Origin of the sequence: Hamadaea sp. (assembly GCF_013362815.1) — a bacterium.
Classification (GTDB): Bacteria; Actinomycetota; Actinomycetes; order Mycobacteriales; family Micromonosporaceae; genus Hamadaea.
The window spans coordinates 42107-64546 of the sequence record NZ_JABFVK010000054.1 but is presented as its reverse complement, the minus strand read 5'-3'; the positions used below and the strand labels follow the sequence as shown (position 1 = coordinate 64546).

Below are 22440 nucleotides of genomic sequence, written 5' to 3'. Positions count from 1 at the left end.
CCTGCGACGTTCACGACTCACTCGATCATGCGCGAGCGTGACCGCGGGCGCGGGCGGTTCTCGACGAGTGGCTCGCCGGGAACCCCGACCCCGCGCCCGCGTTCGACGGTCCCACCCGTGCGGAGTGGGAGCGCATCACGGGTTAGACCGTCAGCTGCAGGCCGCGCCGTTCAGCGTGAAGCCGCTGGGACTCGCCGTGTTACCGGTATGCGTTGCCTGGAAGCCGATCGTGGTCGACCCGCCCGGCGGTATCGAATCGTTGTAGCTGACGTTCGTCGCCGTCACTGCCCCGCTGGTCGGCGAGTACGTCGCGTTCCAACCGGAAGTGATGTTCTGCCCAGAGGCGAGGTTGAACTTCAGCTGCCAGCCGTTGATCGCCGATGACCCGGTGTTGGTGATGGTGATGTTGTCGGTCAGGCCGTTGTTCCAGGCGTTAGGCGCCTGCGTCACCCGGCAGGCACTGCTGCCGCCGCCGCCACCAGTGGGCGACGTGCTCGGCCGCGGCGAGCTCGTGGTCGGGCTCGGCGAAGTGGGGCTGCCCTCGCTGACCGTGATGCTGGAGCTGCCGCTGCTCTGGTACCCCTCGGTCGCCATGATCTGGTAGTCGTGGCTGCCGAGGTTCAGGCCGAGGCTCGCCCAGGCGTTGAAATGGTTGGCGGTGGTGATGGTGCCGCTGCTTCGGTGCGACTGCCGGACGCTCCAGTACTGGTAGAACGTCGCAGTCCCGATGATGGAGGGCTGGTTGACCCGCTGTGTGCGGTAGATGTCGTAGGTGCTGCCGTCGGTGGTGACCGAACCCAGCCGCTGGGCGCCCGTACTCGGGTTGTAGCTGCCGAAGTTCTCGACGATGTAGTACTCGATGAGTGGGTTGGTCGTCCAGCCGTAGAGCGCCAGATAGCCGTTGCCGTTCGGGCTGAAGGTGCCCGAGTAGTTCACGGTGTGGCTGGAGCCGGGCTTCCAGCCCTTGCCGACCACCATGTTGTTCATGTTGCTCCACTGGACGCTGTAGCTACCGCCGGCGCCCAGCTGCAATGTGACGTTGCCGCTGTCCTTCCAGTACGAGAAGAAGTAGCCGTTGTGCGTACCGGTGGTGTTCGAGGTGACCGTCCGGTCGGCCTCGGCATGCGCGACGCCGGCCAGCGTCATCGAGGCGACGGCGAGCGCGATCGCGCCGGCCACCGCGGCGAACAGCCTGACCCGGCTTCGTCCGTGGAGCTCCCGAGGGGAGGGGGTGTCGTTCACTGCGTACATCCCTTTCACGAGGGCAGCCCGGGGGACTCGGGCTGCGGGACATTCGACGCGATCGTGGGCCGGGCTGGGCGGCCCGATACCCCACAATCGTTGAAGCTCGTCGATGGTCGATTCTGGGATGCAGCCTCTCGGATTGTCAACGACTTCCGGAAACCTTTCGGAAGTCGACATGAAACCTGACCGTGGCAATCAAGGGGGGCCGCCGTGATGTCGTAGCGCCACGGCGGCCACCGAATCCCGAAATTTTCGGAACTAACGCTAGGCCCACTGGACGAGCTGGATGATCACTCCGTTCGGGTCGGCGACCTGGAAGAAGCGCTCGCCCCACGGCTCGGTCTGCAGCGGGGTCACGATGTCGACGCCCTCGGCCTGCAGGCGTGCGTACTCGGCGTCGATGTCGTCCACGACGAGCGCCACGAGCACCCCGTGGACGTCGCCCTTCATGCTCTGCGGCTGGAAAGTCTCCAGACCGGTGCGCAGGAAGATCAGGTTGAACCCGGTGTCGGGGCGAGACAGCGAGACGAAGCCGTCGGCCGCCATGTCCTCGGTGAACCCGAAGTGGTCCTGGGCGAACTTGGCCGAGGTCGCGGCGTCGGCGACGTTCAGGGAGATGGCTGCGGCGGTTACTCGCATGAGGGGCTCCTTATCTGTACGGCGTACGTTGTACAGCGTACGACAATTGTGGGTGAGAGGATATTCCCCGTGGCGGCAACCGATCGCAGCAGCGCAGGCGACCCTGTGCGTACTCTCACGTTGTTGTGGCGAGAGGCCCGCGAACCCGCGATCGGGCAGCGAGGCCCGCGACCCGCGCAGAGCGTCGACAAGATCGTCGACGCGGCCCTCGCGCTGGCCGATGCGGAAGGGCTCGGCGTGGTCTCGATGCGCCGCGTCGCGCAAGCGCTCGACGTGGCGCCGATGTCGCTCTACACCTATGTGCCCGGCAAGGCCGAGCTGATCGACTTGATGCTCGACACCGTGTACGCACGCATGCCGCGCCGCGAGCCGGCCGGTCCGGACTGGCGGGACCGGGTGACGGCGGTGGCCGACGACAACCGGGCGTTGTTCGAGCGGCATCCCTGGCTGGCGGCGGTGTCCACGAACCGGCCGACGCTCGGCCCGGGCGCGATCGCGAAGTACGACTACGAATTGCAGGCCCTCGACGGGGTCGGGCTGGACGACGTCGACCTCGACGCGGCGCTGACCTTCGTGCTCGGCTTCGTGCAGACCTGCGCGCGTGCCGCCGCCGATGTACGCACGGCGCAGCAGGAGTCGGCGCTGAACGACGAGCAGTGGTGGGCGGCCAACCAGCCGTTGCTGGCGAAGATGTTCGACGCCGAGCGGTTCCCGGTGGCGTCCCGGGTCGGTGCTGCGGCCGGGGCGGCCCACGGCAGCGCCTACGACCCCGAGCACGCGTACGCCTTCGGCTTGCGCCGGGTCCTCGCCGGGCTGGCCGACCTCATCGAACGGCGTTCTGACACATAGGGTGTTCGCATGGCGATCGCCCGCTTCAAGAAGGTCACCATGGAATGCCGGGATCCCGAACGGATCGGGGCGTTCTGGGGTGACGTGCTCGGCCGCACCTGGAAGGCGTACGACGCCGACTCCGGAGGCGTCTTCGGACCCACTCCGCGGCACACGATCTGGCTGACGCGTACGCCGGAGCCGAAGACGGTGAAGAACCGTGTCCACCTCGACGTGTATGCCCTGAGCATCGCCGGGTTGGAGGTGCTGGGCGCGACGGTCGTGCTGCCGAAGGGCGACGGCCGGACGTGGACGGTCATGGCCGACCCCGAAGGCAACGAGTTCTGCGCCTTCCTTCGTGAGGAGCTGCCGGAGGATCGGCTGCACGGGCTCGTCGTGGATTGCGCCGACCCTGCGAAGGCCGGCTCATGGTGGGCGGGGCTGTACGGCGCCCCGGCCAAGCAGACGGACTTCGGGTACACAGTGGAGCAGGTGCCGGACATGCCGATTCTGACGTTGGACTTCAATCCCGTTCCGGAATCGAAGACGGTGCCCAGTCGGGTGCGCTGGGAGATCTCCGTTCCGTCGTTCGCGGAGCTGGAGGCGGCGGGAGCCACGCAGGTCAGCCCAGGTGTCTACGCCGATCCCGAGGGAAACGAGTTCGGCGTCGTGCTGCGCCGTTCCTAACTATTCCGGCATTTAGGACAGTACGCTCGAAGCCGTGACGGGACGGCATGAACGCGAGTCGTGGCCACGTTGGCGCTGGGTACGCTGGCTGGCCGACCGCGGCGTGTCGACCCGATCGGTGGCGCTGGTCATCGGAGTCCTCCTGCTGCAGGCCGGTTTCATCGCGAGCTACCTGGCCGCGTTCCACGAGCCGAAGCCGCACGAAGTCGCCGTGACCACCACGAACGAGCAGGTCGCACAGCAGCTCAACGGCCTGCCCGGCGACCCGCTCAAGGCGACCGTGGTGGCGGACCGGGCGGCGGCCGTGCAGGAGATCGACGACCAGGACGCGTACGGGGCCTATGTGGTCGGTCCGGAGAAAGATGAGCTGATCGTCGCCTCGGCGGCTGGCGTCGCCGTCACCACCACGTTGGAGGAGATCTTCCAGCAGATCTCCGGGCAGACCGGCCGGAAGTTCACCGTCACCGACGTGAAACCCCTGCCCAGCGGCGATCCCCGGGGGCTGTCGGGGTTCTATCTCGTGGTCGGCTGGACCGTCGGCGGCTACCTCGTCGCCTCCGCGCTCAGCGTCAGCCTCGGCGCACGGCCTGCGACCCGGCAACGCGCGGTCGTCCGGCTCGGCGCGCTCGCAGCGTACGCCGTCGTGTCGGGCATCGTCGGCGCGTGGATCAGCTACGCCATCGTCGGCGGTATGCCGCACCACTACGTCGGACTGGCCGCCATCGGCGCGCTGCTCGTCTTCGGCGTGGGCGCGGCGACCATGGCGTTGCAGGTCGTGTCCGGCATCGTCGGCATCGGACTGGCGGTGCTGCTGTTCGTGATCCTCGGCAACCCGAGCGCCGGCGGTGCGTACGCCTGGCCGCTGCTGCCGGGCTTCTGGCGGGCCATCGGCCCCTGGCTGCCCCCGGGAGCCGGACTCTCGGCGTTTCGCTCCGTCGTGTACTTCGGCAACTCGAAGCTGCTCGCGCCACTGCTGGTGCTGGCTGCGTACGCGGTTGTCGGGATGGTCGGCACGCTGCTGCTCGCCGGGCGGCGGCCCCACCTCGCCGCCGAGATCGACGACTTCGGGGCGTGACTTCGCCCGTCTTCGGCAGCAGGGCGCTGCCTCAGGCGGCGCGGGCGCTGCCTCAGGCGGCGCGTTATCCGGGATAACGCGGCCTCAAACGAAATCAAGACCGCGTTATCCCGGATAACGCGAAGCGGAAAGCCAGCGACCCGGAGGCGACCGCGAAGCGGAAAGCCAGCGACCCGGAAGCGCAGAGCGAGCGCTCAGCGCCCAGGCGTCGGCCCCCAGGGCGAGGAAGAGGAAGTCTCCGTCCCAGTACCAGCCGGGCTCACGGGGGTGAACGAGGTCGTCGGCTCGGTCGTGGTGGTGGATTCCGAGGCCGCCGGAACCGGAGTCGCAGTCCAGTCGATCGAAGTCGTGGTGGTGGCCGAGTCGGCCGCCACGGTGCCCGGCCACACACGCCAACGGCTGGCGCTGAACACGGCGATCAGCAGTACGCCGCCGAGCACGGGGATGACGCCCGACTTCAGCGGAGTGATCGTCATGACGTCGTGACCGAGGACGTCCTTCTGGACCCGGTCGAAGACGTCCGCGCCGGTCTTCGGCGCAAAGATCAGCAGCGCGGAGCTGCCCAGGTACAGCAGGGCGACGAGCAGGGGCCCCACCGGGGAGACCCGGAGTGACGCGATGAGGCCGGCGATGAGACCCGCACCCACCAGAAGACCTGCCCCGAGCAGCACCTTCGACGAGTAACCCGTGGGCGCACCCGCTGTGTAAACCTCGCCCATGACCGTCTGGCCGAAGGCCACGACCGCCCACACGAGCGGAGCGATGACTACTCCGGCAATCAGACTCCATAAATGACGCATGTGAGGCACCCTATAGATTTCCGGCCGCCCCGCAACCCAGCGATTCCTCAGGCTCTAGCCTGAGCAGCGTGAACGACATCGCCTCCGGCCGGCCGACCGCGTACTCCCAGATCACGCTGAGCCGCATCATGACCGCCCTCGACGTGAACCTCTACGGCACCGTCCACGGTGGCGTCATCATGAAGTTCGTCGACGATGCCGCCGGGGCGGCCGCCGCCCGCCATTGCGGGTTCAACGCGGTCACCGTCGCCATCGACGAGATCGAGCTGCTGGTCCCGGTCCGCGTGGGCGATCTCATCCATGCGAAGGCGCAGGTCAACTGGACGGGCACCACGTCGTTGGAGATCGGTGTGACGGTCCTCGCCGAACGCTGGAACGAGGCCGGGCGGACGCCGGAACGCGTCGCGACGGCGTACCTGGTCTTCGTAGGGGTCGACGGCGACGGCAAGCCCCGTTCCGTGCCGCCCGTCCTGCCCGAGAGCGACACCGACCGGCGTCGTTTCCAGGAGGCGATCATCCGGCGTGAACACCGGCTCGCCCGGCGTCAGGCCATCGCGCAACACCGGGCTCCGCACATGGATTAGCTCGGCAGCCGCTCTTGCAGCGCCGCGTCCTTCTGTTCGACGAGCTCGATCAAACCTTGCTGGTACGCCTCGACGCGGCGCTGGAGAGCGGGATCGCTCGCGGCGAGAATGCGTACGGCGAGCAGGCCGGCGTTGCGGCCGCCCGCGATGGAGACCGTGGCGACCGGAATGCCGGCCGGCATCTGGACGATGGACATCAGCGAGTCCATCCCGTCCAGATACTTCAACGGCACCGGTACGCCGATCACCGGCAACGGCGTGACCGAGGCGACCATGCCGGGCAGATGAGCGGCGCCACCGGCGCCCGCGATGATCACCTGGATACCGCGTCCGGCCGCGGCCTGCCCGTACTCGATCATCTTGACCGGGGTGCGGTGGGCCGAGACGACGTGCGCCTCGTAGGTCACGTCGAACTCGGCGAGCGCCTCGGCGGCGGGCTGCATCGTCGGCCAGTCCGAGTCGCTGCCCATGATGATCCCGACCTGCACACTCACTGCGGTTCCTCCCCGTAGGTCAGCCAATGGGCCGCCCGCGCCGCACGGGCGCGAGTCTGCGCGAGATCGTCGCCGAGCGCGGTCACGTGTCCGATCTTGCGGCCCGGCCGAACCTGCTTGCCGTAGAGGTGCACCTTGACTCCGGGCTCGGCGGCGAACAGGTGATGCAGACGCTCGTCGATCGGCATACCGCCGTCGGGGCCACCGAGCACGTTCGCCATCACGACCACCGGCGCGGCCGGTGAGGTGTCGCCCATCGGGTAGTCGAGGACGGCCCGCAGATGCTGCTCGAACTGACTGGTGCGGGCACCTTCGATAGTCCAGTGCCCGGAGTTGTGCGGACGCATCGCCAGCTCGTTGACGCTGAACCGGCCGTCGGCGTCGACGAACAGCTCGACGGCCAGTACGCCGACCACGTCCAGCTCGGTCGCGATCCGGATGCCGAGTTGCTGGATCTCGGCGGCCTGCTCGGCGCTGAGGTTCGGCGCGGGTGCGAGGACCTCGACGCAGATCCCGTCCTGCTGCACGGTCTCGACCACCGGGTACGCCGCCACCTGCCCGAACGGCGATCGGGCGACCTGGACGGCGAGTTCCCGGTCCAGGGCGACCTTCTCCTCGACGATGAGATCGACGCCCTGCTCCAGCAGTTCGACCGCCGCTTCCCAGGTACGCAGAACCCAGACGCCCTTGCCGTCGTAACCGCCGGTGGCGGCCTTGCCGATGATCGGCCAGCCGACCTCGTCGCCGAACTCTCGGACGTCGTCGATGCGGCGTACCGGGCGCCAGCGGGGCATCGGCGCGCCGAGCTCGGTCAGCCGTTCCCGCATCAGGCGCTTGTTCTGGGCGTACTGCAACGCGTCAGCCGAGGGGTAGACGGCCACCCCGTCGTCGGCGAGGGCGCGGATGTGCTCGCCCGGGACGTGCTCGTGGTCGAACGTGACCACGTCACAGCCCTTGGCGAAGTCCCGCAGCGCCGCGAGGTCGAGGTGTGAGCCGATCTGCACGTCGGCCGCCACGAGCGCGGCTCCGTCGTCGGGTGAGGTGGCCAGTACGCGCAACGACTGGCCGAGGGCGATCGCCGACTGGTGGGTCATGCGGGCGAGCTGTCCGCCGCCGATCATGCCGACCACCGGCAGTCCAGTCCGGGTGTCCATCGGGGGCAAGCCTACCGACCTGCCCGAACGGCGCTCGCTCCGGCTGGCGCCAGATCAGGGTTCCGGGTCGAATCTTGGTGCGAGATTCGACCGCGAACCCTGATCCAGCGCCCAAACGACAGCGCGAAAAGAGTCAGCGGCGAGAGCGCCGCGAAGCCTTGCGAGCGGGCGTACGCGCAGCCCGCAAGGGCTGAGCGAGAGCGAGCACGACCGGCGTACGCCGATCCCCGAAGGGATCGCCGGAGCCGAGCGCGCCGACAAGCTCAGAGGACGGCGAGGGCGAGCCCGGTCCGGCCCACCCCCACAGTCCGGTCGGCCCGACGACGGCGCACCCGGCGAGCTGGGCGTACTCGGTGTCGGTGAGGACTTTGGCGAGGGTGTCGAGCACCTCCTGGGCCACCGCGTCGCCACCTCGGGGCGGGCCCGCGACACCGATCCGGGCGACGCCGACTGCCGCATCCCGGGGCGGCCGCACCGCCCGCATGGCAGGCGTGACGAAGCGGTCGGCCAAACCGCGCAGGCGAAGTCGACCGCAGATCCCGGCCATGATCGCGCGGCTGCCCGACCCGTACGCGATCACGGACTGCGCGACCCACGGCGGCTCGCCGGTCAGCGCCGACACGCAGCGGGCGGCGAATCCGGGCGTGATCTCCCAGACCGGCCGCACCCGGCTCTGGGTGACCGCGACCGCCTTCGCCGACACCAGGACGTACCAGGGTTCGGTGCTGCCGGCGGCGGCTTCGGCGACATACCAGGCGAGCTTCTCGGGCAGCGGATCACCGGGTTGAAGGAGGTCGGTTTCGACCGGCGTACGCCGCCAAGTCCGGCCGCCCGCCACGACGTCGTCCGGCGGCGGCGCGGCCTGGGTCGCCGGAGCATGCCGAGCCAGCCAGTACGCCAGCACGTGCCGCCGGAACAAGGCCTCCGCCGCTGATGGATCTCCGGCCAGCAGCGCCCCGAGCTGCGAAACCGCCGCCGGACTCGGCAAGCTGTGCAACACAGAGGCCGCCAGCTCGGGCCCGATCCGTCGCAGCACGTCCGCCGTCGACGGCAGCGGCCGGACGGGCGGGGTCGGCGCGGCGAGTTCCGCCCAGTCGGCGCCGGCCGCTGCGTCGCACTGCGGAAACCGCAGCTCGACGCCGTATCGGCTGCTCACCCGGTCGGCCAGCCGGGCGAGGTGAGTCCCGGGCGGTGCCGCGTCGAGCAGCGTGTCGATCTCGCCCGCGACCGTCCGCGCGGTCGCCCAGATCAGGTAACTCTCCAGGTCAGGCAACGGTTCGCCGACATCGGCCAGGTATTCCGTGAGGTCGAGCGCCGTCGGAATCTCACTCACCACGGCGGCTCCCGAGGCCGCAATCGCCCCGTAAATGGCCGCCGAAACCGGTCCCGGCGTCAGGCGTACCCCTAAGCGACCCGGAACGACCGCCCACCGCAGCGCCATCCGCGCGGAGATTGACCGCTGTCGACGCATCGCCGCGGGCGTGTGGTCGGTGACCTCGATGTCCAGCGCGAGGGCTTGACCCGGCAGCACGCGGCGGATGGCCGCGTAGAAGGTCCGATCGCTCGCGTCGCACGCGCCGGTCTCGAGAAACGCGGCCACCACCTGCGGGTCCGGGTCCGCGGGCACGCCGGCCGCGAGCAAGGCCTCGGGCTCCGAGGCCACGAGCATGCCAGTCACGCTCTGCGCGTAGTAAAGCGGCGGTCCGTCACCGTTCCGGGCCAGCACGAGGCCGTGGCGCTTCGTGTCGCGCAAGATCAGCGCGTAGGCGTCCGGACCGCCGAGCAGCCCGCTCGGACCTTTCTGGCGATACGCCGAAAGCAGCGTGCTGAGTTCGGCGACGCCGTCGACGACCGCCACGCATCCGTCCAGTTCATGGACGATGGGCAGGGCGGCCCGGACGATCAGGGTCGCCGAGCCGGCGCGATGACGGGCGACGTCGGAGCCGCGAGCGGCGAGCGCGTCGGCGACTGCGTCGGCCGCGCTCGGTGGGCGGGAGATCAGTGCGGCTAGGCCGGCCATGCGCCGATGCTATCCGGCTATTCCGACATAGCTGGATAAGTGACCCCTATGCGGTGAGCACTGTCGACAAACCGACAGCGTCGGTGACCGGGCGATCGCACACGAAACCCCGGCACACGTAGGCCGCTGGCCGGCCCTCGATCAGGGGACGCCCGGCCAGCAACGGAACCCCGGGCCGGTCGGGTTCGCCGACGACGAGCACCGCTCCCCCGGGCGCGTTCTTGACCGCGGTGTGGACGAGATCGGCGGCCTGATCCCGATCGGGCGTGGCGATCGCGATCTCGACCGGGCCGCTGAGCAGGGCTTCCGCCGCCGCTGCCGAGTAGCCGGCGAACCGGGGATGCCGGGCGATGACGTCGGCCACCTGACCGAGGATGTCTTCGGCCCGCTCCCGGAAAGCCGGCTCGCCGGTCAGCGCGTGGTACACCGACAGCGCGCCGGCCAGCGCGGACGCCCCACTCGGCGTGGCGTTGTCAGTGGGGTCCGCCGGTCGGGTGACCAGGCGCTGCGAGTCGGACGCCGTGTCGAACACCCGGCCGTCCTGAACGAACTTCGTCAACGCGGTGTCGATCAACGCACCGGCCCGGTCGAGCCAGACCGCCTCGCCGGTGAGCTGATGAACGAGACTGAACGCCTCGGCCACGCAGCCATAGTCTTCGAGTACGCCGACCGGCTCGCCTACGACACCGTCGAGCGACACCCTTCGCAGCTTGCCGTCCACGAGGTGCAGTTCGGCCAGCAACGTCGCCGCACGTTCAGCCTGTTCCGCCGCCTCGCCGGGATCTTCGCCCATCGCCTCGGCCACCCGGGCGTACTCCCCCAACGCCGTGATCGTCAGCGCGTTCCAAGCTGCCACGACCTTGCCGTCGATCGCAGGCTGCGGCCGATCCCGACGCGCCGCGAACAGCTTGGCCTTGACCCGCAGCCACCGATCCCGCACCTCAGGGTCGGCCGCGTCGATGTCGCGAGCCAGCGTGAGAACGGTCGTACCGTGCTCGAAGTTGCCCGCAGCGGTCACCCCGAAGACGTCGGCGGCGAACCGGCCGTCCTCTTCGCCGAGCACCTCGACGAGCTGCGCCGGAGTCCACACATAGGTCAGGCCCTCGACACCTTCGGTGTCCGCGTCGTACGCCGACCGGAATCCGCCCTCCGGCGTGGCGAAGTCCCGGACGAGGCACTCATACGTCTCCCGGGCGACCCGTCCGGCCAGCTCGTCCCCGGTCAGCCGCCACAGATCGGCGTACGCCCGCAGCAGCAGCGCGTTGTCGTACAGCATCTTCTCGAAGTGCGGCACCACCCAGTGGCCGTCCACTGCGTACCGATGGAACCCGCCGCCGACCTGGTCGTAGAGGCCACCCCGAGCCATCGCCTCGGCGGTGTGCTGCACGACCTCCAGCACTTCTTGATCCTTCGTACGCTGGAAGTGCCGCAAGAGGAAGATCATCGCCAGGTGCGGCGGGAACTTCGGGCCGCCCTCCCCGAAGCCGCCATAGGTCACGTCGTGCGCGGCGACCAGCCGTTGCGCGGCCTGCCCGAGCAGCTCCGAAGTGATCGGCTGAGCGCCCTTCAAAGCCGTCGGAGTGATCGCCTCGACCACCGCCGCACCCTGCCGCAGCACCGCCTCGCGCTGATCCCGCCAAGCCTCGCCCACCGCGTCGAGCAGCCGGTCGAAGTTCGCCCGCGGGAAGTACGTCCCGCACAGGAAAGGCTCGCCGTCGGGAGTGGCGAAGACCGTCATCGGCCAGCCACCCTGTCCCGTCATCGCCTGCGTGGCAGCCATGTACACGGCGTCCACGTCCGGGTGCTCCTCGCGGTCCACCTTGATCGCCACGAAGTTCGCGTTGATCTTCGCCCCGATCACCGGGTCCTCGAACGACTCGTGCGCCATCACATGACACCAGTGGCAGGCCGCGTACCCGACCGAGATGAGCACCGGAACGTCACGCTCGCGGGCCTCGGCGAGCGCCGCATCAGACCAAGGCCACCAGTCCACCGGATTGGCCGCGTGCTGACGGAGGTAGGGCGAGGTCGAGCTGCCGAGCCGATTCACTCTCAGACTCTCCCACAGACTCGGCTCAGGTCTCCTCACCCCCGCCTGGCAGTCTCAGGAACGCAGCCTGGCAATTCTGGGAGTTGACCTGGTCGGGGGTGGCAACCGTCCGCATGAAATAGGTACTGAGCGCTGCATGAAATGGGTATCGAGGCCAGCCGTTGGACGCCTGACCAGCCATGTGTCCCACCACGCGGCAAGACGGAACTATACTTCCGGGAAGTATAGTTCCGTGTCTCAAGTCACTGTGTTGCCCGTCGTAAGGGGATGAAAATGGACAAGCCGGCGCGCGTCTTCGATCGAAGTCGCGAGTGGGAAGGGTTGACGGCCTTCGCCACCAAACCGCTGGCCCGCCCCGGTGCGACGCTGGGCGTCGTCAGCGGCCGCCGACGGCAGGGCAAGAGCTTTCTCCTGCAGGCGCTCACCGAAGCGACCGGCGGGATGTACTTTGCCGCGACCGAGGCCGCCGAGGCCGAGTCGCTTCGTCTTTTCGCCGACGCGTTCGTCAAGTTCACGCGCGAGCCGTGGGATCCAGCGCCCCATGACTGGAACAGCGCGATAAAGCAGATGTTCCAGGCTGTTCGGGAGCGGTCGACGCTGCTCGTCATCGACGAGTTCCCGTTCATGACCCGGGTGTCACCGTCCCTGCCGTCCATCATTCAGCGGGAGCTCGGCCCCGGTGGCAGCGGACAGGAAAGCTCCGTACGCCTGGTGCTGTGCGGATCGGCGATGTCGGTCATGGGGGGTCTCCTGTCCGGCCAATCGCCGCTGCGCGGTCGAGCCGGCCTCGAACTCGTCGTCCAGCCGTTCCGCTACCGTGACGCAGCCGAGTTCTGGGGCCTCGCCGATCCACGACTAGCCGTCCTCGTCCACTCCGTCCTAGGTGGAACTCCTGCGTACCGCTACGAGTTCACTCAGGGAGACGCGCCGGCCGACCTCGGCGATTTCGACGCCTGGGTCGTACGGACGGTGCTGAATCCGCAGACTCCGCTCTTCCGGGAGGCTCGTTACCTCCTGGCGGAAGAGGCGGACATCCGCGATCCGGCGCTCTACCACTCGGTGTTGGCCGCGATCGCCACGGGCAACACCACCAACGGCGGCATCGCAAACTACATCGGCCGCAAGTCAGATCAGATATCTCACCCGCTCAACGTCCTCGAGGATTGTGCGCTGATCCGCCGCGAGCCCGACCTGTTCCGTCCCGGGCGCTCGCACTATCGCATCGTCGAACCGCTGATCACGTTCTACGAGGCGATCATGCGCAAGCGCTGGTCCGAGCTGGAAATCCATCGGGCCGAAGCGGTGTGGGCCTCGGTACGCCAGACGTTCCTCACGCAGGTGGTCGGCCCGCATTTCGAAGGGCTCTGTCGCGAGTACGCGCTCGAAAACGGAGCCGATCTCTTCAAGGGCTTCGCCTCCGAGGTGGGATCCGGCGTCGTCAACGATCCGGCGAACCGGACGCAGATCGAGATCGATGTGGCTGTCCTCGCCGCGCAAGACTCACATGGCTCACGACGAGTCCTGTCCCTCGGCGAGGCGAAGTGGGGCGAAGTGATGGGCACTCATCACCTCGATCGCCTGGCGCGGGCCCGGGAGTTGCTGACGCTCAAGGGTTATGCCACTGACGACACCGTCCTGGCCTGCTACGGAGGCGCAGGATTCACTCCCGAACTCATCGCCGCAGCAGCCAAGGATCGGCGCATACTGCTCGTCGATCTCCATCAGCTCTACGAACCGGCCTAGAAAATTCTGCAGAGTCGTGTCGGATCGGGGCGTACGCGTTCGTGGTACTGCTGAGAGGCCGCTCGCGAGGAGCGCCCGGCAGCAGAAGGAAGCCACGATCATGAAGCTGACAACCCTGACGCAGATTACTGTCGACGGAGTGGTGCAGGGCAACGGCGGGCGGAACGAGAACCGCAGCGGCGGGTTCGAGCGAGGCGGTTGGGCCCGGCCCTACTTCCATCCCGAATCGGCGGCCTACGTCGGGGAGGTGTTCGCTCGCGCCGACGCGTTCCTGTTCGGACGGCGTACCTATGATCTGTTCGCGGGTTATTGGGGTGTCCAGGAACTGGGCAGCGGACCGATCGCCGATTCCATGAACACCCGGCCCAAGTACGTCGCGTCGACCACGATGACCGAGGCGGGCTGGGCGGACACGACGGTCTTGTCCGGCGATCTCGCCGAAGCCGTACGCGAGCTGAAGGCGAAGCCGGGCGGCGAGCTTCAGGTGCACGGCAGCGGGACGCTGGTCCAGTGGCTGCTGGCGAACGACCTGATCGACGAGCTGAACCTTCTCGTCTTCCCGGTCATCGTCGGCCAGGGCGCGCGGCTGTTTCCCGGCAATGGACCGGACCTCGCGCTCGACCTGGTCCAGTCGCGCGTGTTTCCCCAGGGCGTCGTTCTCCAGACCTATCGAGCCGCTGGGAAACCCCAGTACGCCGCCGACTGATCCAGTTTCTACCCGAGATGAGCTGACATGCATTACCTGGTTTCCGTCGTGCACGACCGTCTCGACCTCGCCACGGAGGACGAGATGGCCGCCATCGACGTGTTCAACGACCGGCTCAAGACCGAGGGCCATTGGGTCTTCGCCGGTGGCTTGGCCGGGCCGAGCACCGCGACCGTCATCGACAACCGCGGCGGGGATCCGCTGGTCACCGATGGTCCATACGTCGAGACTAAGGAGTACCTCGCCGGCTTCTGGATCATCGAAGCCGCCGACCTCGACGTGGCCCTCAAACTCGCCGCGGACGGCTCCAAGGCGTGCAATCGCAAGGTGGAGGTACGGCCGTTCGCCGGCGTCGACCTCGATCCCTCCCCCAGCGCGTGAACGTGACCAACGTCCGGGAGGCGGTCGCCCGAGCCCATCGCGACGAGTGGGCTCGGGTGGTCGCCGCTCTGGCCCGGCGATTCGGCGATCTCGACATCGCCGAGGAAGCCGCAGCCGAGGCGTACGCGACCGCCGTGGAGCGGTGGCCGGTGGACGGCGTACCGCCGAACCCGGGCGCTTGGCTGACGACGACCGCCCACCGTAAGGCAATTGACCGGATTCGTCGCGAGAACAAGCGCGACGACAAGCAGAAGGAGGCTCAGATGCTGCACGACGACAGTCCGCCCGAGCCTCTCGGTGCGATCGACGACGACCGGCTCCGGTTGATCTTCACCTGTTGTCATCCGGCGCTCGCCTTGGAGGCTCGCGTCGCCTTGACTCTCCGGATGCTCGGCGGCCTGACCGTCGCCGAGATCGCCCGCGCCTTCTTCGTGCAGGAGACCGCCATGGAGCGGCGGATCACCCGGGCCAAAGTCAAGATCAAGGCCGCCGGCATTCCGTATCGAGTGCCGTCTACAGAGGACCTTCCCGGCCGCGTCTCCGGTGTGCTCGCCGTCTTGTTCCTGGTGTTCAATGAGGGCTACCTCGCGACCGGCCCGAGCGCCGACCCCGTGCGCCACGACCTGACCGCCGAGGCGATCCGGCTCACGCGCCTGATCCGCGCGCTACTCCCGCAAGACGGCGAGGTGGCCGGCCTCTTGGCGCTCATGCTGCTCACGGAGGCCCGTCGCGCCGCGCGCGTCTCGGCGAGCGGCGAACTGGTCACCCTCGCCGAGCAAGATCGCGGCTCCTGGGACCAGACCTTGATCGCGGAAGGACATCAACTGGTACGCGAGCGGCTGGCCGCCCGCGTGGCCCCCGGGCGTTACCAGGTCCTCGCGGCGATCGGCGCCGTGCATACCTCCGCCCGCGACGTGCGCGACACCGACTGGTCGCAGATCGTCGCCCTTTACGACCATCTGGTACGCCTCGACACCTCCCCGATCGTCGCGCTCAACCGAGCAGTCGCCGTCGCCGAGCTCGACGGGCCCGAAGTGGCGTTGGCCGAGACCCATCGGCTGGCCGACCGACTGGACGGCTACCACGCGTACCACGCCGCCCGGGCCGACCTGCTGCGCCGCCTCGGCCGCAGCGACGAATCCCGGGCCGCGTACGACAAGGCCATCGAGCTGGCCGGAAACTCCGCCGAGGTCGCGTACCTGACGCGCCGCCGCGACCAACTGGGATAGCGCATGTAAAGAATTCTTGACACGGTGTCAAGATAGCTTTACATTGATGTCATGCCATACGAAGAGAAACGCGCCTGGATCATGGGCGTCGTCAGTGCGGTCGCGTACGCCATCTATGTGGCCGTCGTCCTGGGCCGCGCACGCGATTCGTGGCTGACCGACGTCCCGTACGCGTGGCTGATGGTCACCACGATCGGGGCGGCCATCGTCTCGACGATCGTGGTGTCCATCGTGGCCGGGATCCTGTCACCGCGTACGCGGAGCACCGTCGACGAGCGCGATCGCGAGATCGGCCGGCTCGGCGATCGGATCGGTCAGTCGTTCGTCGTGCTCGGCGGCGTCGCCGGGATGCTGCTGGCACTGATCGAGGCCGACTACTTCTGGATCGCCAACATCATCTATCTGGGGTTCTTCCTGTCCGCGACGGTCGGCTCCGCGGCCCGGATCATCGCGTACCACAAGGCCTTCCAGACATGGTGAAACCGACCAGGGTGACCAATTCGATTCGCGCGCTGCGGTTCGCGCAGGGCGAGATGACGCAGGCCGAGCTGGCCGACCGGATCGGCGTGACCCGGCAGACCGTCATCGCCATCGAGCAGGGGCGGTATTCGCCGTCGCTCGAGATGGCCTTTCAGATCGCGCGGATCTTCGGGATGCCGCTCGACTCGGTCTTCCACTACCCCGACGGCTCCGAGGAGGAGTGATGAAGGCGATCGTCCGTGCTCGGTGACGCCGCAGAGGCGATGCGATCGTTGGAGGCGCGGAAGGTTGCGGGGAAGGTCGTGCTGGAGCTATAGTGGAATGGAACGTTCCGCTCCACAGATACTTGGACGCCGACGGAGGCTCTGATGACCACCTGGATTCTGCTCGACGACGCTCACCGGGCTCTGCGTACCGCGATCGCCGGGGTCGGCCCGGACGGCTGGGACCTGCCCACCCCGTGCGACCAGTGGACGGTCACCCAGGTCCTCCAGCACGCCGCCGGTGACCAGCTCGGCTACGCCGGAACTCTGGGGGTCGGCACCGGCCCGGCGTACAACCCGTTCGCACCGTCGGGGCAGCTCGACGAGGACCCCGCCACCTTCACCGAGCAGGCGCTGGCGGCCTCGGCGGCGGCGTTCGCCGCGGTGGAGACCGGTACGCAGGATGTGCCCAAGCCGCTTCCGCTCCCGCCGATGTCGGCCGAGGAAGTCGTCGCAGCGGCCGCTTTGGATGCGGCGGTCCACGCCTGGGACATCGCGGTGGCCACCGGGCAGGCGTCGCCCCTGACGCCGGAGCTTTCGCAGGCTCTACTGCCGATCGCACACGCGACCGCCGACCCGCTGCGCGGCTTCGCGTACGCCGATGCCCTAGCGGGCCTGGAGAACGACGACGCCACCGCCCAGCTGCTGCGGCACCTTGGTCGCGACCCGCAGTGGAAGCCGTGACCTCGTAGGCACCAGATCACGGATATGCATGCTTCTCGCGCGCGGGAAGCATGCATATCCGTGATCTGCAGGAAGCAAGGGAAAGTTAGAACCCGCGCAACAGCCGGGCGAGGGTGTCGAGCGCAGCGGAGTAGACCCCGTCGCGAGGAGTCCCGTATCCGAGCACAAGCCCTTGCGGATGCGCACCCGGCGAGTGCCAATGGGTTCCGAGCGCACCGATCGCAAGTCCCCGCGCGGCGGCGGCAGCCAGGACCTCCCGCTCGGTGACTCCGGCCGGCAGCCTCAGCACGACGTGCAGTCCGGCGGCGATACCACCGAGGTCGGCCCCCGGAAGCCGGGCGACGAGTTCGTCGCGGCGACGCCGATACCGCAGCCGCCCGGCGCGGATGTGCCGGTCGTACGCGTGCTCGCTGATCAGGTCGGCGAGGGCCAGCTGCCCGACGATCTCGGTATGCAGATCGGTCAGCCGTTTGAGCCGCACCACCGGCTCGACGAGGTATGCCGGAAGCACCATCCAGGCCAGGCGCAGCGCCGGGCTCAGCGTCTTCGCCGCAGTTCCGATGTAGACGACGTGATCCGGTGCGGTGCCCTGTAGTGCGCCGACGGGCTGCCGGTCGTAGCGGAACTCGCCGTCGTAGTCGTCTTCGATGATCAGCCGATCGCCGGATCGCGCCCATTCCACCGCCGTACGCCGTCGCTCGGGGTGCAGCGTGACGCCCATCGGGTACTGATGTGCCGGGGTCAGCACGACGGCATCGGCCCCAGGGATCGGCAGCCTCGCACCGAGGGAGTCGACCGAGACCGGGACGACGGCTGTCCCGGCCGCCCGGACGACCTCGCGGTGGAAGTCCAGCCCGGGATCCTCCAGGCCGAAGGTGCGTCCCTTGTAGACGGTGGCGAGCAGGGACAGCGCCTGGACGTAACCCGATGTCACCACGATCCGATCCGGACTGGCCAGTACGCCGCGCGCGCGGCCCAGGTACTCCGCGAGCACGGTGCGGAGCGCAAGGCTCCCCCGGGGATCGCCGTAATCGAAGGCAGCCGACGGCGCCCGGGACAGCGCTCGGCGTACCGCCCGAATCCAGGCCGCGACCGGGAAGGTGGAGACGTCCGGGCTGCCCGGCCGCAGGTCGTAGCGCGGCGTACCGGTCGAGGCGGGCTCCACGGAAACCGGCGATGTGGTGGCCGCCAGCGAGGCGACGGTCGTGAAGGAACCCTGGCGGGCCGTCAGATAGCCCTCCGCGATCAACTGGTCGTATGCGGCGCTCACCGTTCCCCGGGCGAGCCCCAACTCGGCGGCGAGCGTACGCGTCGCGGGCAGCCGGGTCTCCGGTGCGAGCCGGCCGGACCGGATCGCCTCGCGGAGCGCCTCCTCCAACGCCGTCCGGCGACCCGCAGAGGCAGCGAGTTCCAGATGCAGGTCGACGCCGAAATTGGCCCAATCAATCGCCATGATATTGGACCTTAGCGCAGAGCCAATCGGCCCGTACCGTCAACGACATGAACATTCGTCTTGCAGTCGACACCCTGGCCCCCCACATGAACAAGGCGATGAACGCGCTCGACGCCGCCGTCCGCAAGACCCAGCTGGAGGCTCCGCTGCTGGAGCTGGTCCGGTTGCGCGCCTCGCAGCTCAACGGCTGCGAATACTGCGTCGACCAGCACAGCGCCGACGCCGTCAAAGGCGGCGAGGACCCGCGCCGCCTGTTCGCCATCACGGTCTGGCGCGACACCCCGTTCTTCACCGATCGGGAACGTGCCGCGCTCGAACTGACCGAGGCGGCGACGCGGCTGACCGAGGGCCCGGTGACCGACGAGGTCTTCGCTCGGGCCGCCGAACAGTTCACCGAGGTCGAGCTGGCCGAGCTCATCTGGGCGATCACCGTGATCAACGCCTGGAACCGGCTCGGCGCGACCGCTCACCCGTGGCCGCTGTCGTGACTCCCCCGTCCTCCTGGGCTCCTGGTGCCGGCGACTGGTCCGGCACCAGGCCCGACCTGGTCACGGCGGCCACCACGCTCCGCGCGCTTCATCGCCCGGGCGATCCGCTCGTGCTGCCCAACGTCTGGGACGTGCCGTCGGCTCAGGCGGTGGAGGCGGCCGGCTTTCCCGCCGTCGCGACCAGCAGCGCCGCCCTCGCCGAGACGCTCGGCCATGCGGACGGGGAGACCGCGCCCGTCGGTGAGATCCTCGACGCCATCGCGCGGATCGTGCGGGCAGTGCGCGTACCGGTGACGGCGGATTTCGAGCGCGGCTTCCGGCTCGCCCCGGCTGAGCTGGTCGAACGTCTCGCGGCTACCGGCGCGGCAGGCTGCAATCTCGAGGACTCCGATCCGGCGACCGGCTCGCTCGTCGACCCCGGCCGCCAAGCCGACTTCCTGGCCGCGGTCCGCGAGGCAGCCCGGTCCGCGCGGGTCGATCTCGTGGTCAACGCACGCATCGACGCCTTCTTCCGATCAAGTGGTACGCACAACGCACTGGCCGACGCGGTCGACCGGGCTCGCCGATACTTCGCGGCCGGAGCGGACTGCGTCTACCCGATCCTGCTCGACGACCCGGCGACGGTGCGTACCTTCGTCGACGAGGCCGGTGGGCCCGTCAACATCCTCGGCAATCTGGACGGCAACCCCGGAATCGGCGACCTCGCCGCTTGCGGGGTGGCCCGGATCAGCTTCGGTTCTCGCGTACACGCTGCTGTGCGGAGGGAACACGCGGACCTGCTGGCGCGCCTCGGGGCTAGCCCACGTGGGCGATAGCGCCGGTCGGCGGATCGGGCAGGCTGCGCAGCGCGGCGGTGATCTCCTCGCTGGGCATGGGCCGGAAGAAGTGGAAGCCTTGCGCGGCCGTGCACCCCAGCTCGGCGAGGACTCGGCGCTGCTCGTGCGTCTCGACGCCTTCGGCGACGACGCGCAGGCCGAGCTGCCGGCCCAGATCGACGGTGGTACGCACGATCGCCGCGGCCTGGGGTGAGTCGCCCATCGCCCGGACGAAGCTGCGGTCCACCTTGACCTCGTCGACGGCGATGCGGGTGAGGAACGTCAGCGACGAATAGCCGGTGCCGAAGTCGTCCACGGACAGCTGTACGCCCATCTCCCGCAGATCGCTGAGCACCTCGTCGATCACTCGGAGATCGCTCATGACGACCGTCTCGGTGATCTCGAGGACGAGTCGCGCGGCCGGAATACGGTGCTTGTGCAGCAGTACGCCGATGTCGGCCGGCAGTTCGGCGTCGAGCAGGTTGCGAGCCGACAGGTTGACCGAGACCGGAACGTCGATGCCCTCGGCCCGCCACAACGCCGCCGCCGTCAACGCCTTGTCCACAATGTACCGAGTGAACGGGGCGAGCAGTTCGCTGGCCTCGACCGCCCGGACGAAGTCCTTGGGATGCAGGCGACCGCGGCGCGGATGCTCCCACCGGGCGAGCGCCTCGACCCCGGTGGCCGCCCCGGTCGACAGGTCGATCGCCGGTTGCAGCGCCACGAGCAGCTGATCGTCCAGACTGAGCGCGGTACGCATCTCGGCGACGAGCGCCAGCCGATCCGTGCTCGCCCCGTCATGGGACGGGTCGTACGCGACGACCGAGGACTGGCCGTCCTTGGCCTGGTAGAGCGCGACATCCGCGCGGCGCAGCAGTTCCGGCATGTCGACCCGGCCCGCCGCTGCCACGACGACGCCGACCGACGTCTCGGCCGAGACGGTGACGCCGGCGATCTCGGTCGGCTCCGCGAGCGCGGCAGCCAGCCGGCGGGCGCGGCGCAGCGCCTGCCGTTCGGCCTGGCGCATGGCCTGCTCTGTGCCGTCTTCGGGGAGGTCGAACAGCAGCAGCCCGAACTCGTCGCCGCCCAGCCGGGCCAGCAGCTCCACATCGGAGACGACATCGCCGAGCCGGCCGGCCGCGATCTGCAGCAACTGGTCGCCCGCGACGTGTCCGAGGGTGTTGTTGACGTCCTTGAAGTTGTCGACGTCCAGCATCAGGAGGGCGACCACGGCCGACCGGTCGAGCCCGCGCAGCGTCTCGTCGCCGCGGCGGAGCAACGCCTCCCGGTTGAAGAGTTTGGTGAGCGGATCTCGGACCGCCTCGTCGACCGCTCGTTCGGTGGCGTGCCGCAACGCGGCGTGCGTCGCCGCGTCGTGCAGCGCCACTCCGAGCGCGTCGGCGTACGCCGCAAGGGCCGCACGGTCCCGGCTGCGGAGCCCGACGGTGCCGGCGAAGTGCAGGGTCAACGTGCCGACTGGTTCGCCCGCGACCTCCAACGGCCGGGTCACGGAGGCGATCACCCCGGAGTTGCGGCGCAATGGACCACCGCCTGCGGTGTATCGCATCGTGGGGCCGTCCGCGTTGAGCAGTTCGACGACGACTTCGTTGGCCCGGAAGAGACTCAGTGCACTGCGCGCGCCGGCGTTGGCGATCCCCGAGATGTCACCGTGGCGGCGCAACGCCCGGATGGCATCGGCGTACCGGTTCCAGCCCTGCCGTTCCTGCGAGTCGAGCAGCCGATGGGTGTACGCCTGCTGGAACGCCCAGAGCACCGGCGGCAGGGCGATCAGCCAGCGCAGGTCCACCCCGAGCAGACCGACGATGCCCAGGCCCACCGCGAGGTTGCCGAGGGTCATCATCCAGATGCTGCTCAGTGCCCGCCGCATCAACGTCCCGAAGGCGTGCCCGTCGCGCAGTGCGGTGTAGACACAGGTGATGACGACAGTCAGCAGTGAGTAGCCGAGGGCCGTCGCGGCGAGGGCGAAGCCGTCGTCCGGCGTCACCATCTGGTCGTACCCGTCGCCTTGCAGAAGCAGGTGGGCGACGAGGGCCGCAGGCCCGGCGGCGATGGTGAGGCTGGCCGAGCGGCGGATGGTTTCGACGAACGGCTTCCACTCGTCGGCGAAGGCCTGCAGCAACAAGTTGGCCAGCAGCACGCCGAGCCCCATGGCGGCGGGCAGCCAGCCGTCCGGTCCGATCCAGACCGCCACGATGAAGGCGGCGTCGCCCCAGGCGGTGGCGAAGTTGGACCCGGAGATCCGGACGCGGAGGCGGCCGAGGTGGCTGGCCACGACGAGGCCGACGACGATCCCGAACCGCGGCCAGTCGTCGACTGGGGAGAAGAGGACGCCGCCGATCGAGATGACGAGGGCCGCACCGACGGCGAACGCGACGAAGGTCCGGGCGCGCCGGGGAAGTTCAGCCGCGCCACTGGCGAGGTATGCCCGCCGCAGTGCCACCCGCGATCGGTCCAGACCGGACCGCAGCCCCTCGGTGATGCGGTGAACCACGCTGTTCATCAGCACACCGCACCCCCTCTTCGTGGGTTCCCGGCTGACTGGCACACTGACGCGAATCCCGCTGGGAAGGCTACGACGTTATCGAGGCGGGCGACAGTCTC

At 68.9% G+C, this 22440-nt stretch carries 22 protein-coding genes; 13 read left to right on the top strand and 9 right to left on the bottom strand.

The genetic code is table 11. The annotated features are described in order from the left end of the window. Positions 1–150 precede the first annotated feature (150 nt). Positions 151–1146: a glycoside hydrolase family 11 protein gene (locus tag HOV77_RS24665; RefSeq protein WP_290865562.1), complete on the bottom strand. Its 996-nt coding sequence runs from the start codon at positions 1144–1146 to the stop codon at positions 151–153. A 363-nt stretch (positions 1147–1509) separates the two neighbouring features. Continuing rightward, positions 1510–1884: a VOC family protein gene (locus tag HOV77_RS24660; RefSeq protein WP_290865554.1), complete on the bottom strand. Its 375-nt coding sequence runs from the start codon at positions 1882–1884 to the stop codon at positions 1510–1512. 69 nt (positions 1885–1953) lie between these two features. On the opposite strand from HOV77_RS24660, the gene HOV77_RS24655 reads away from it, so the two are divergent. The 3 genes from HOV77_RS24655 to HOV77_RS24645 are packed head-to-tail and all read left to right on the top strand — an operon-like array spanning position 1954 to position 4474. After that, on the top strand, positions 1954–2733 hold the full coding sequence (locus tag HOV77_RS24655) for a TetR/AcrR family transcriptional regulator C-terminal domain-containing protein (RefSeq protein WP_290865552.1): 780 nt from the start codon (positions 1954–1956) through the stop codon (positions 2731–2733). A 9-nt stretch (positions 2734–2742) separates the two neighbouring features. Further along, positions 2743–3399, top strand: coding sequence for a VOC family protein (locus tag HOV77_RS24650; protein WP_290865550.1), 657 nt, complete (start codon positions 2743–2745; stop codon positions 3397–3399). 34 nt (positions 3400–3433) lie between these two features. Then, on the top strand, positions 3434–4474 hold the full coding sequence (locus HOV77_RS24645; RefSeq protein WP_290865548.1) for a hypothetical protein: 1041 nt from the start codon (positions 3434–3436) through the stop codon (positions 4472–4474). Positions 4475–4668: 194 nt separating this feature from the next. Here HOV77_RS24645 and HOV77_RS24640 read toward each other — a convergent pair whose 3' ends face one another. Then, positions 4669–5274, bottom strand: a complete 606-nt coding sequence (locus tag HOV77_RS24640; protein ID WP_290865546.1) for a hypothetical protein — start codon at positions 5272–5274, stop codon at positions 4669–4671. Between the two features lie 128 nt (positions 5275–5402). Between HOV77_RS24640 and HOV77_RS24635 the strand changes: the two genes are divergently transcribed. Continuing rightward, on the top strand, positions 5403–5858 hold the full coding sequence (locus tag HOV77_RS24635) for a hotdog domain-containing protein (RefSeq protein WP_290865560.1): 456 nt from the start codon (positions 5403–5405) through the stop codon (positions 5856–5858). Here HOV77_RS24635 and purE read toward each other — a convergent pair. The 4 genes from purE to HOV77_RS24615 all read right to left on the bottom strand — a co-directional run bounded on the left by purE (position 5855) and on the right by HOV77_RS24615 (position 11576). Beyond that, positions 5855–6352 carry a 5-(carboxyamino)imidazole ribonucleotide mutase gene (gene purE / locus HOV77_RS24630; RefSeq protein ID WP_290865544.1) on the bottom strand — a complete coding sequence of 166 codons (498 nt, stop codon included), beginning with the start codon at positions 6350–6352 and terminating at the stop codon, positions 5855–5857. The two genes, HOV77_RS24635 and purE, sit on opposite strands and share 4 nt — an antisense overlap. After that, on the bottom strand, positions 6349–7506 hold the full coding sequence (locus HOV77_RS24625) for a 5-(carboxyamino)imidazole ribonucleotide synthase (RefSeq protein WP_290865542.1): 1158 nt from the start codon (positions 7504–7506) through the stop codon (positions 6349–6351). The genes purE and HOV77_RS24625 overlap by 4 nt, the downstream gene beginning before the upstream one ends. Positions 7507–7639: 133 nt before the next feature. After that, a complete protein-coding gene (locus tag HOV77_RS24620; RefSeq protein ID WP_290865540.1) occupies positions 7640–9526 on the bottom strand; it encodes a hypothetical protein in 1887 nt (628 codons plus the stop codon). 46 nt (positions 9527–9572) lie between these two features. Continuing rightward, complete coding sequence (locus tag HOV77_RS24615) at positions 9573–11576, bottom strand: thioredoxin domain-containing protein (RefSeq protein ID WP_290865538.1); 2004 nt, start codon at positions 11574–11576, stop codon at positions 9573–9575. Between the two features lie 273 nt (positions 11577–11849). Between HOV77_RS24615 and HOV77_RS24610 the strand changes: the two genes are divergently transcribed. From HOV77_RS24610 to HOV77_RS24580, 7 genes are all read left to right on the top strand, one after another. Beyond that, entirely contained in the window at positions 11850–13319 is a 1470-nt protein-coding gene (locus tag HOV77_RS24610) for an ATP-binding protein (RefSeq protein ID WP_290865536.1), read from the top strand. A gap of 100 nt (positions 13320–13419) precedes the next feature. Beyond that, positions 13420–14025: a dihydrofolate reductase family protein gene (locus tag HOV77_RS24605; RefSeq protein ID WP_290865534.1), complete on the top strand. Its 606-nt coding sequence runs from the start codon at positions 13420–13422 to the stop codon at positions 14023–14025. A gap of 27 nt (positions 14026–14052) precedes the next feature. Beyond that, a complete protein-coding gene (locus tag HOV77_RS24600; protein WP_290865532.1) occupies positions 14053–14406 on the top strand; it encodes a YciI family protein in 354 nt (117 codons plus the stop codon). Positions 14407–14408: 2 nt separating this feature from the next. Then, the gene (locus HOV77_RS24595) at positions 14409–15635 is read left to right on the top strand and encodes a DUF6596 domain-containing protein (RefSeq protein WP_290865530.1); all 1227 of its coding nucleotides are present in this window, start codon (positions 14409–14411) and stop codon (positions 15633–15635) included. 51 nt (positions 15636–15686) lie between these two features. Further along, positions 15687–16115 carry a hypothetical protein gene (locus tag HOV77_RS24590; RefSeq protein ID WP_290865528.1) on the top strand — a complete coding sequence of 143 codons (429 nt, stop codon included), beginning with the start codon at positions 15687–15689 and terminating at the stop codon, positions 16113–16115. Beyond that, on the top strand, positions 16109–16339 hold the full coding sequence (locus HOV77_RS24585; protein WP_290865526.1) for a helix-turn-helix transcriptional regulator: 231 nt from the start codon (positions 16109–16111) through the stop codon (positions 16337–16339). The genes HOV77_RS24590 and HOV77_RS24585 overlap by 7 nt, the downstream gene beginning before the upstream one ends. A 144-nt stretch (positions 16340–16483) precedes the next feature. Further along, positions 16484–17062 (top strand): TIGR03086 family metal-binding protein, encoded by a 579-nt coding sequence (locus HOV77_RS24580; RefSeq protein WP_290865524.1) that lies wholly within the window; start codon positions 16484–16486, stop codon positions 17060–17062. An 85-nt stretch (positions 17063–17147) separates the two neighbouring features. Here the strand turns inward: HOV77_RS24580 and HOV77_RS24575 are convergent, their stop codons facing one another. After that, entirely contained in the window at positions 17148–18515 is a 1368-nt protein-coding gene (locus HOV77_RS24575) for a PLP-dependent aminotransferase family protein (RefSeq protein ID WP_290865522.1), read from the bottom strand. A 47-nt stretch (positions 18516–18562) separates the two neighbouring features. On the opposite strand from HOV77_RS24575, the gene HOV77_RS24570 reads away from it, so the two are divergent. Together HOV77_RS24570 and HOV77_RS24565 are read left to right on the top strand one after the other, a co-directional pair. Continuing rightward, the gene (locus HOV77_RS24570; protein ID WP_290865520.1) at positions 18563–19003 is read left to right on the top strand and encodes a carboxymuconolactone decarboxylase family protein; all 441 of its coding nucleotides are present in this window, start codon (positions 18563–18565) and stop codon (positions 19001–19003) included. Then, positions 18988–19818: an isocitrate lyase/phosphoenolpyruvate mutase family protein gene (locus HOV77_RS24565; protein ID WP_290865518.1), complete on the top strand. Its 831-nt coding sequence runs from the start codon at positions 18988–18990 to the stop codon at positions 19816–19818. The genes HOV77_RS24570 and HOV77_RS24565 overlap by 16 nt, the downstream gene beginning before the upstream one ends. On the opposite strand, the gene HOV77_RS24560 is transcribed toward HOV77_RS24565, so the two are convergent. Further along, positions 19799–22339: a bifunctional diguanylate cyclase/phosphodiesterase gene (locus HOV77_RS24560; RefSeq protein WP_290865517.1), complete on the bottom strand. Its 2541-nt coding sequence runs from the start codon at positions 22337–22339 to the stop codon at positions 19799–19801. The genes HOV77_RS24565 and HOV77_RS24560 overlap by 20 nt on opposite strands. Positions 22340–22440 lie beyond the last annotated feature (101 nt).

Excerpts from the sequence above, each read along its gene's own strand:
- HOV77_RS24665 (WP_290865562.1), bottom strand. The coding sequence starts at position 1,146 with ATGACGCTGGCCGGCGTCGCGCATGCCGAGGCCGACCGGACGGTCACC.
- HOV77_RS24660 (WP_290865554.1), bottom strand. The coding sequence starts at position 1,884 with ATGCGAGTAACCGCCGCAGCCATCTCCCTGAACGTCGCCGACGCCGCG.
- HOV77_RS24650 (WP_290865550.1), top strand. The coding sequence starts at position 2,743 with ATGGCGATCGCCCGCTTCAAGAAGGTCACCATGGAATGCCGGGATCCC.
- HOV77_RS24640 (WP_290865546.1), bottom strand. The coding sequence starts at position 5,274 with ATGCGTCATTTATGGAGTCTGATTGCCGGAGTAGTCATCGCTCCGCTC.
- HOV77_RS24635 (WP_290865560.1), top strand. The coding sequence starts at position 5,403 with ATGACCGCCCTCGACGTGAACCTCTACGGCACCGTCCACGGTGGCGTC.
- HOV77_RS24625 (WP_290865542.1), bottom strand. The coding sequence starts at position 7,506 with ATGGACACCCGGACTGGACTGCCGGTGGTCGGCATGATCGGCGGCGGA.
- HOV77_RS24620 (WP_290865540.1), bottom strand. The coding sequence starts at position 9,526 with ATGGCCGGCCTAGCCGCACTGATCTCCCGCCCACCGAGCGCGGCCGAC.
- HOV77_RS24610 (WP_290865536.1), top strand. The coding sequence starts at position 11,850 with ATGGACAAGCCGGCGCGCGTCTTCGATCGAAGTCGCGAGTGGGAAGGG.
- HOV77_RS24605 (WP_290865534.1), top strand. The coding sequence starts at position 13,420 with ATGAAGCTGACAACCCTGACGCAGATTACTGTCGACGGAGTGGTGCAG.
- HOV77_RS24600 (WP_290865532.1), top strand. The coding sequence starts at position 14,053 with ATGCATTACCTGGTTTCCGTCGTGCACGACCGTCTCGACCTCGCCACG.
- HOV77_RS24590 (WP_290865528.1), top strand. The coding sequence starts at position 15,687 with ATGCCATACGAAGAGAAACGCGCCTGGATCATGGGCGTCGTCAGTGCG.
- HOV77_RS24585 (WP_290865526.1), top strand. The coding sequence starts at position 16,109 with ATGGTGAAACCGACCAGGGTGACCAATTCGATTCGCGCGCTGCGGTTC.
- HOV77_RS24580 (WP_290865524.1), top strand. The coding sequence starts at position 16,484 with ATGACCACCTGGATTCTGCTCGACGACGCTCACCGGGCTCTGCGTACC.
- HOV77_RS24575 (WP_290865522.1), bottom strand. The coding sequence starts at position 18,515 with ATGGCGATTGATTGGGCCAATTTCGGCGTCGACCTGCATCTGGAACTC.
- HOV77_RS24570 (WP_290865520.1), top strand. The coding sequence starts at position 18,563 with ATGAACATTCGTCTTGCAGTCGACACCCTGGCCCCCCACATGAACAAG.
- HOV77_RS24560 (WP_290865517.1), bottom strand. The coding sequence starts at position 22,339 with ATGAACAGCGTGGTTCACCGCATCACCGAGGGGCTGCGGTCCGGTCTG.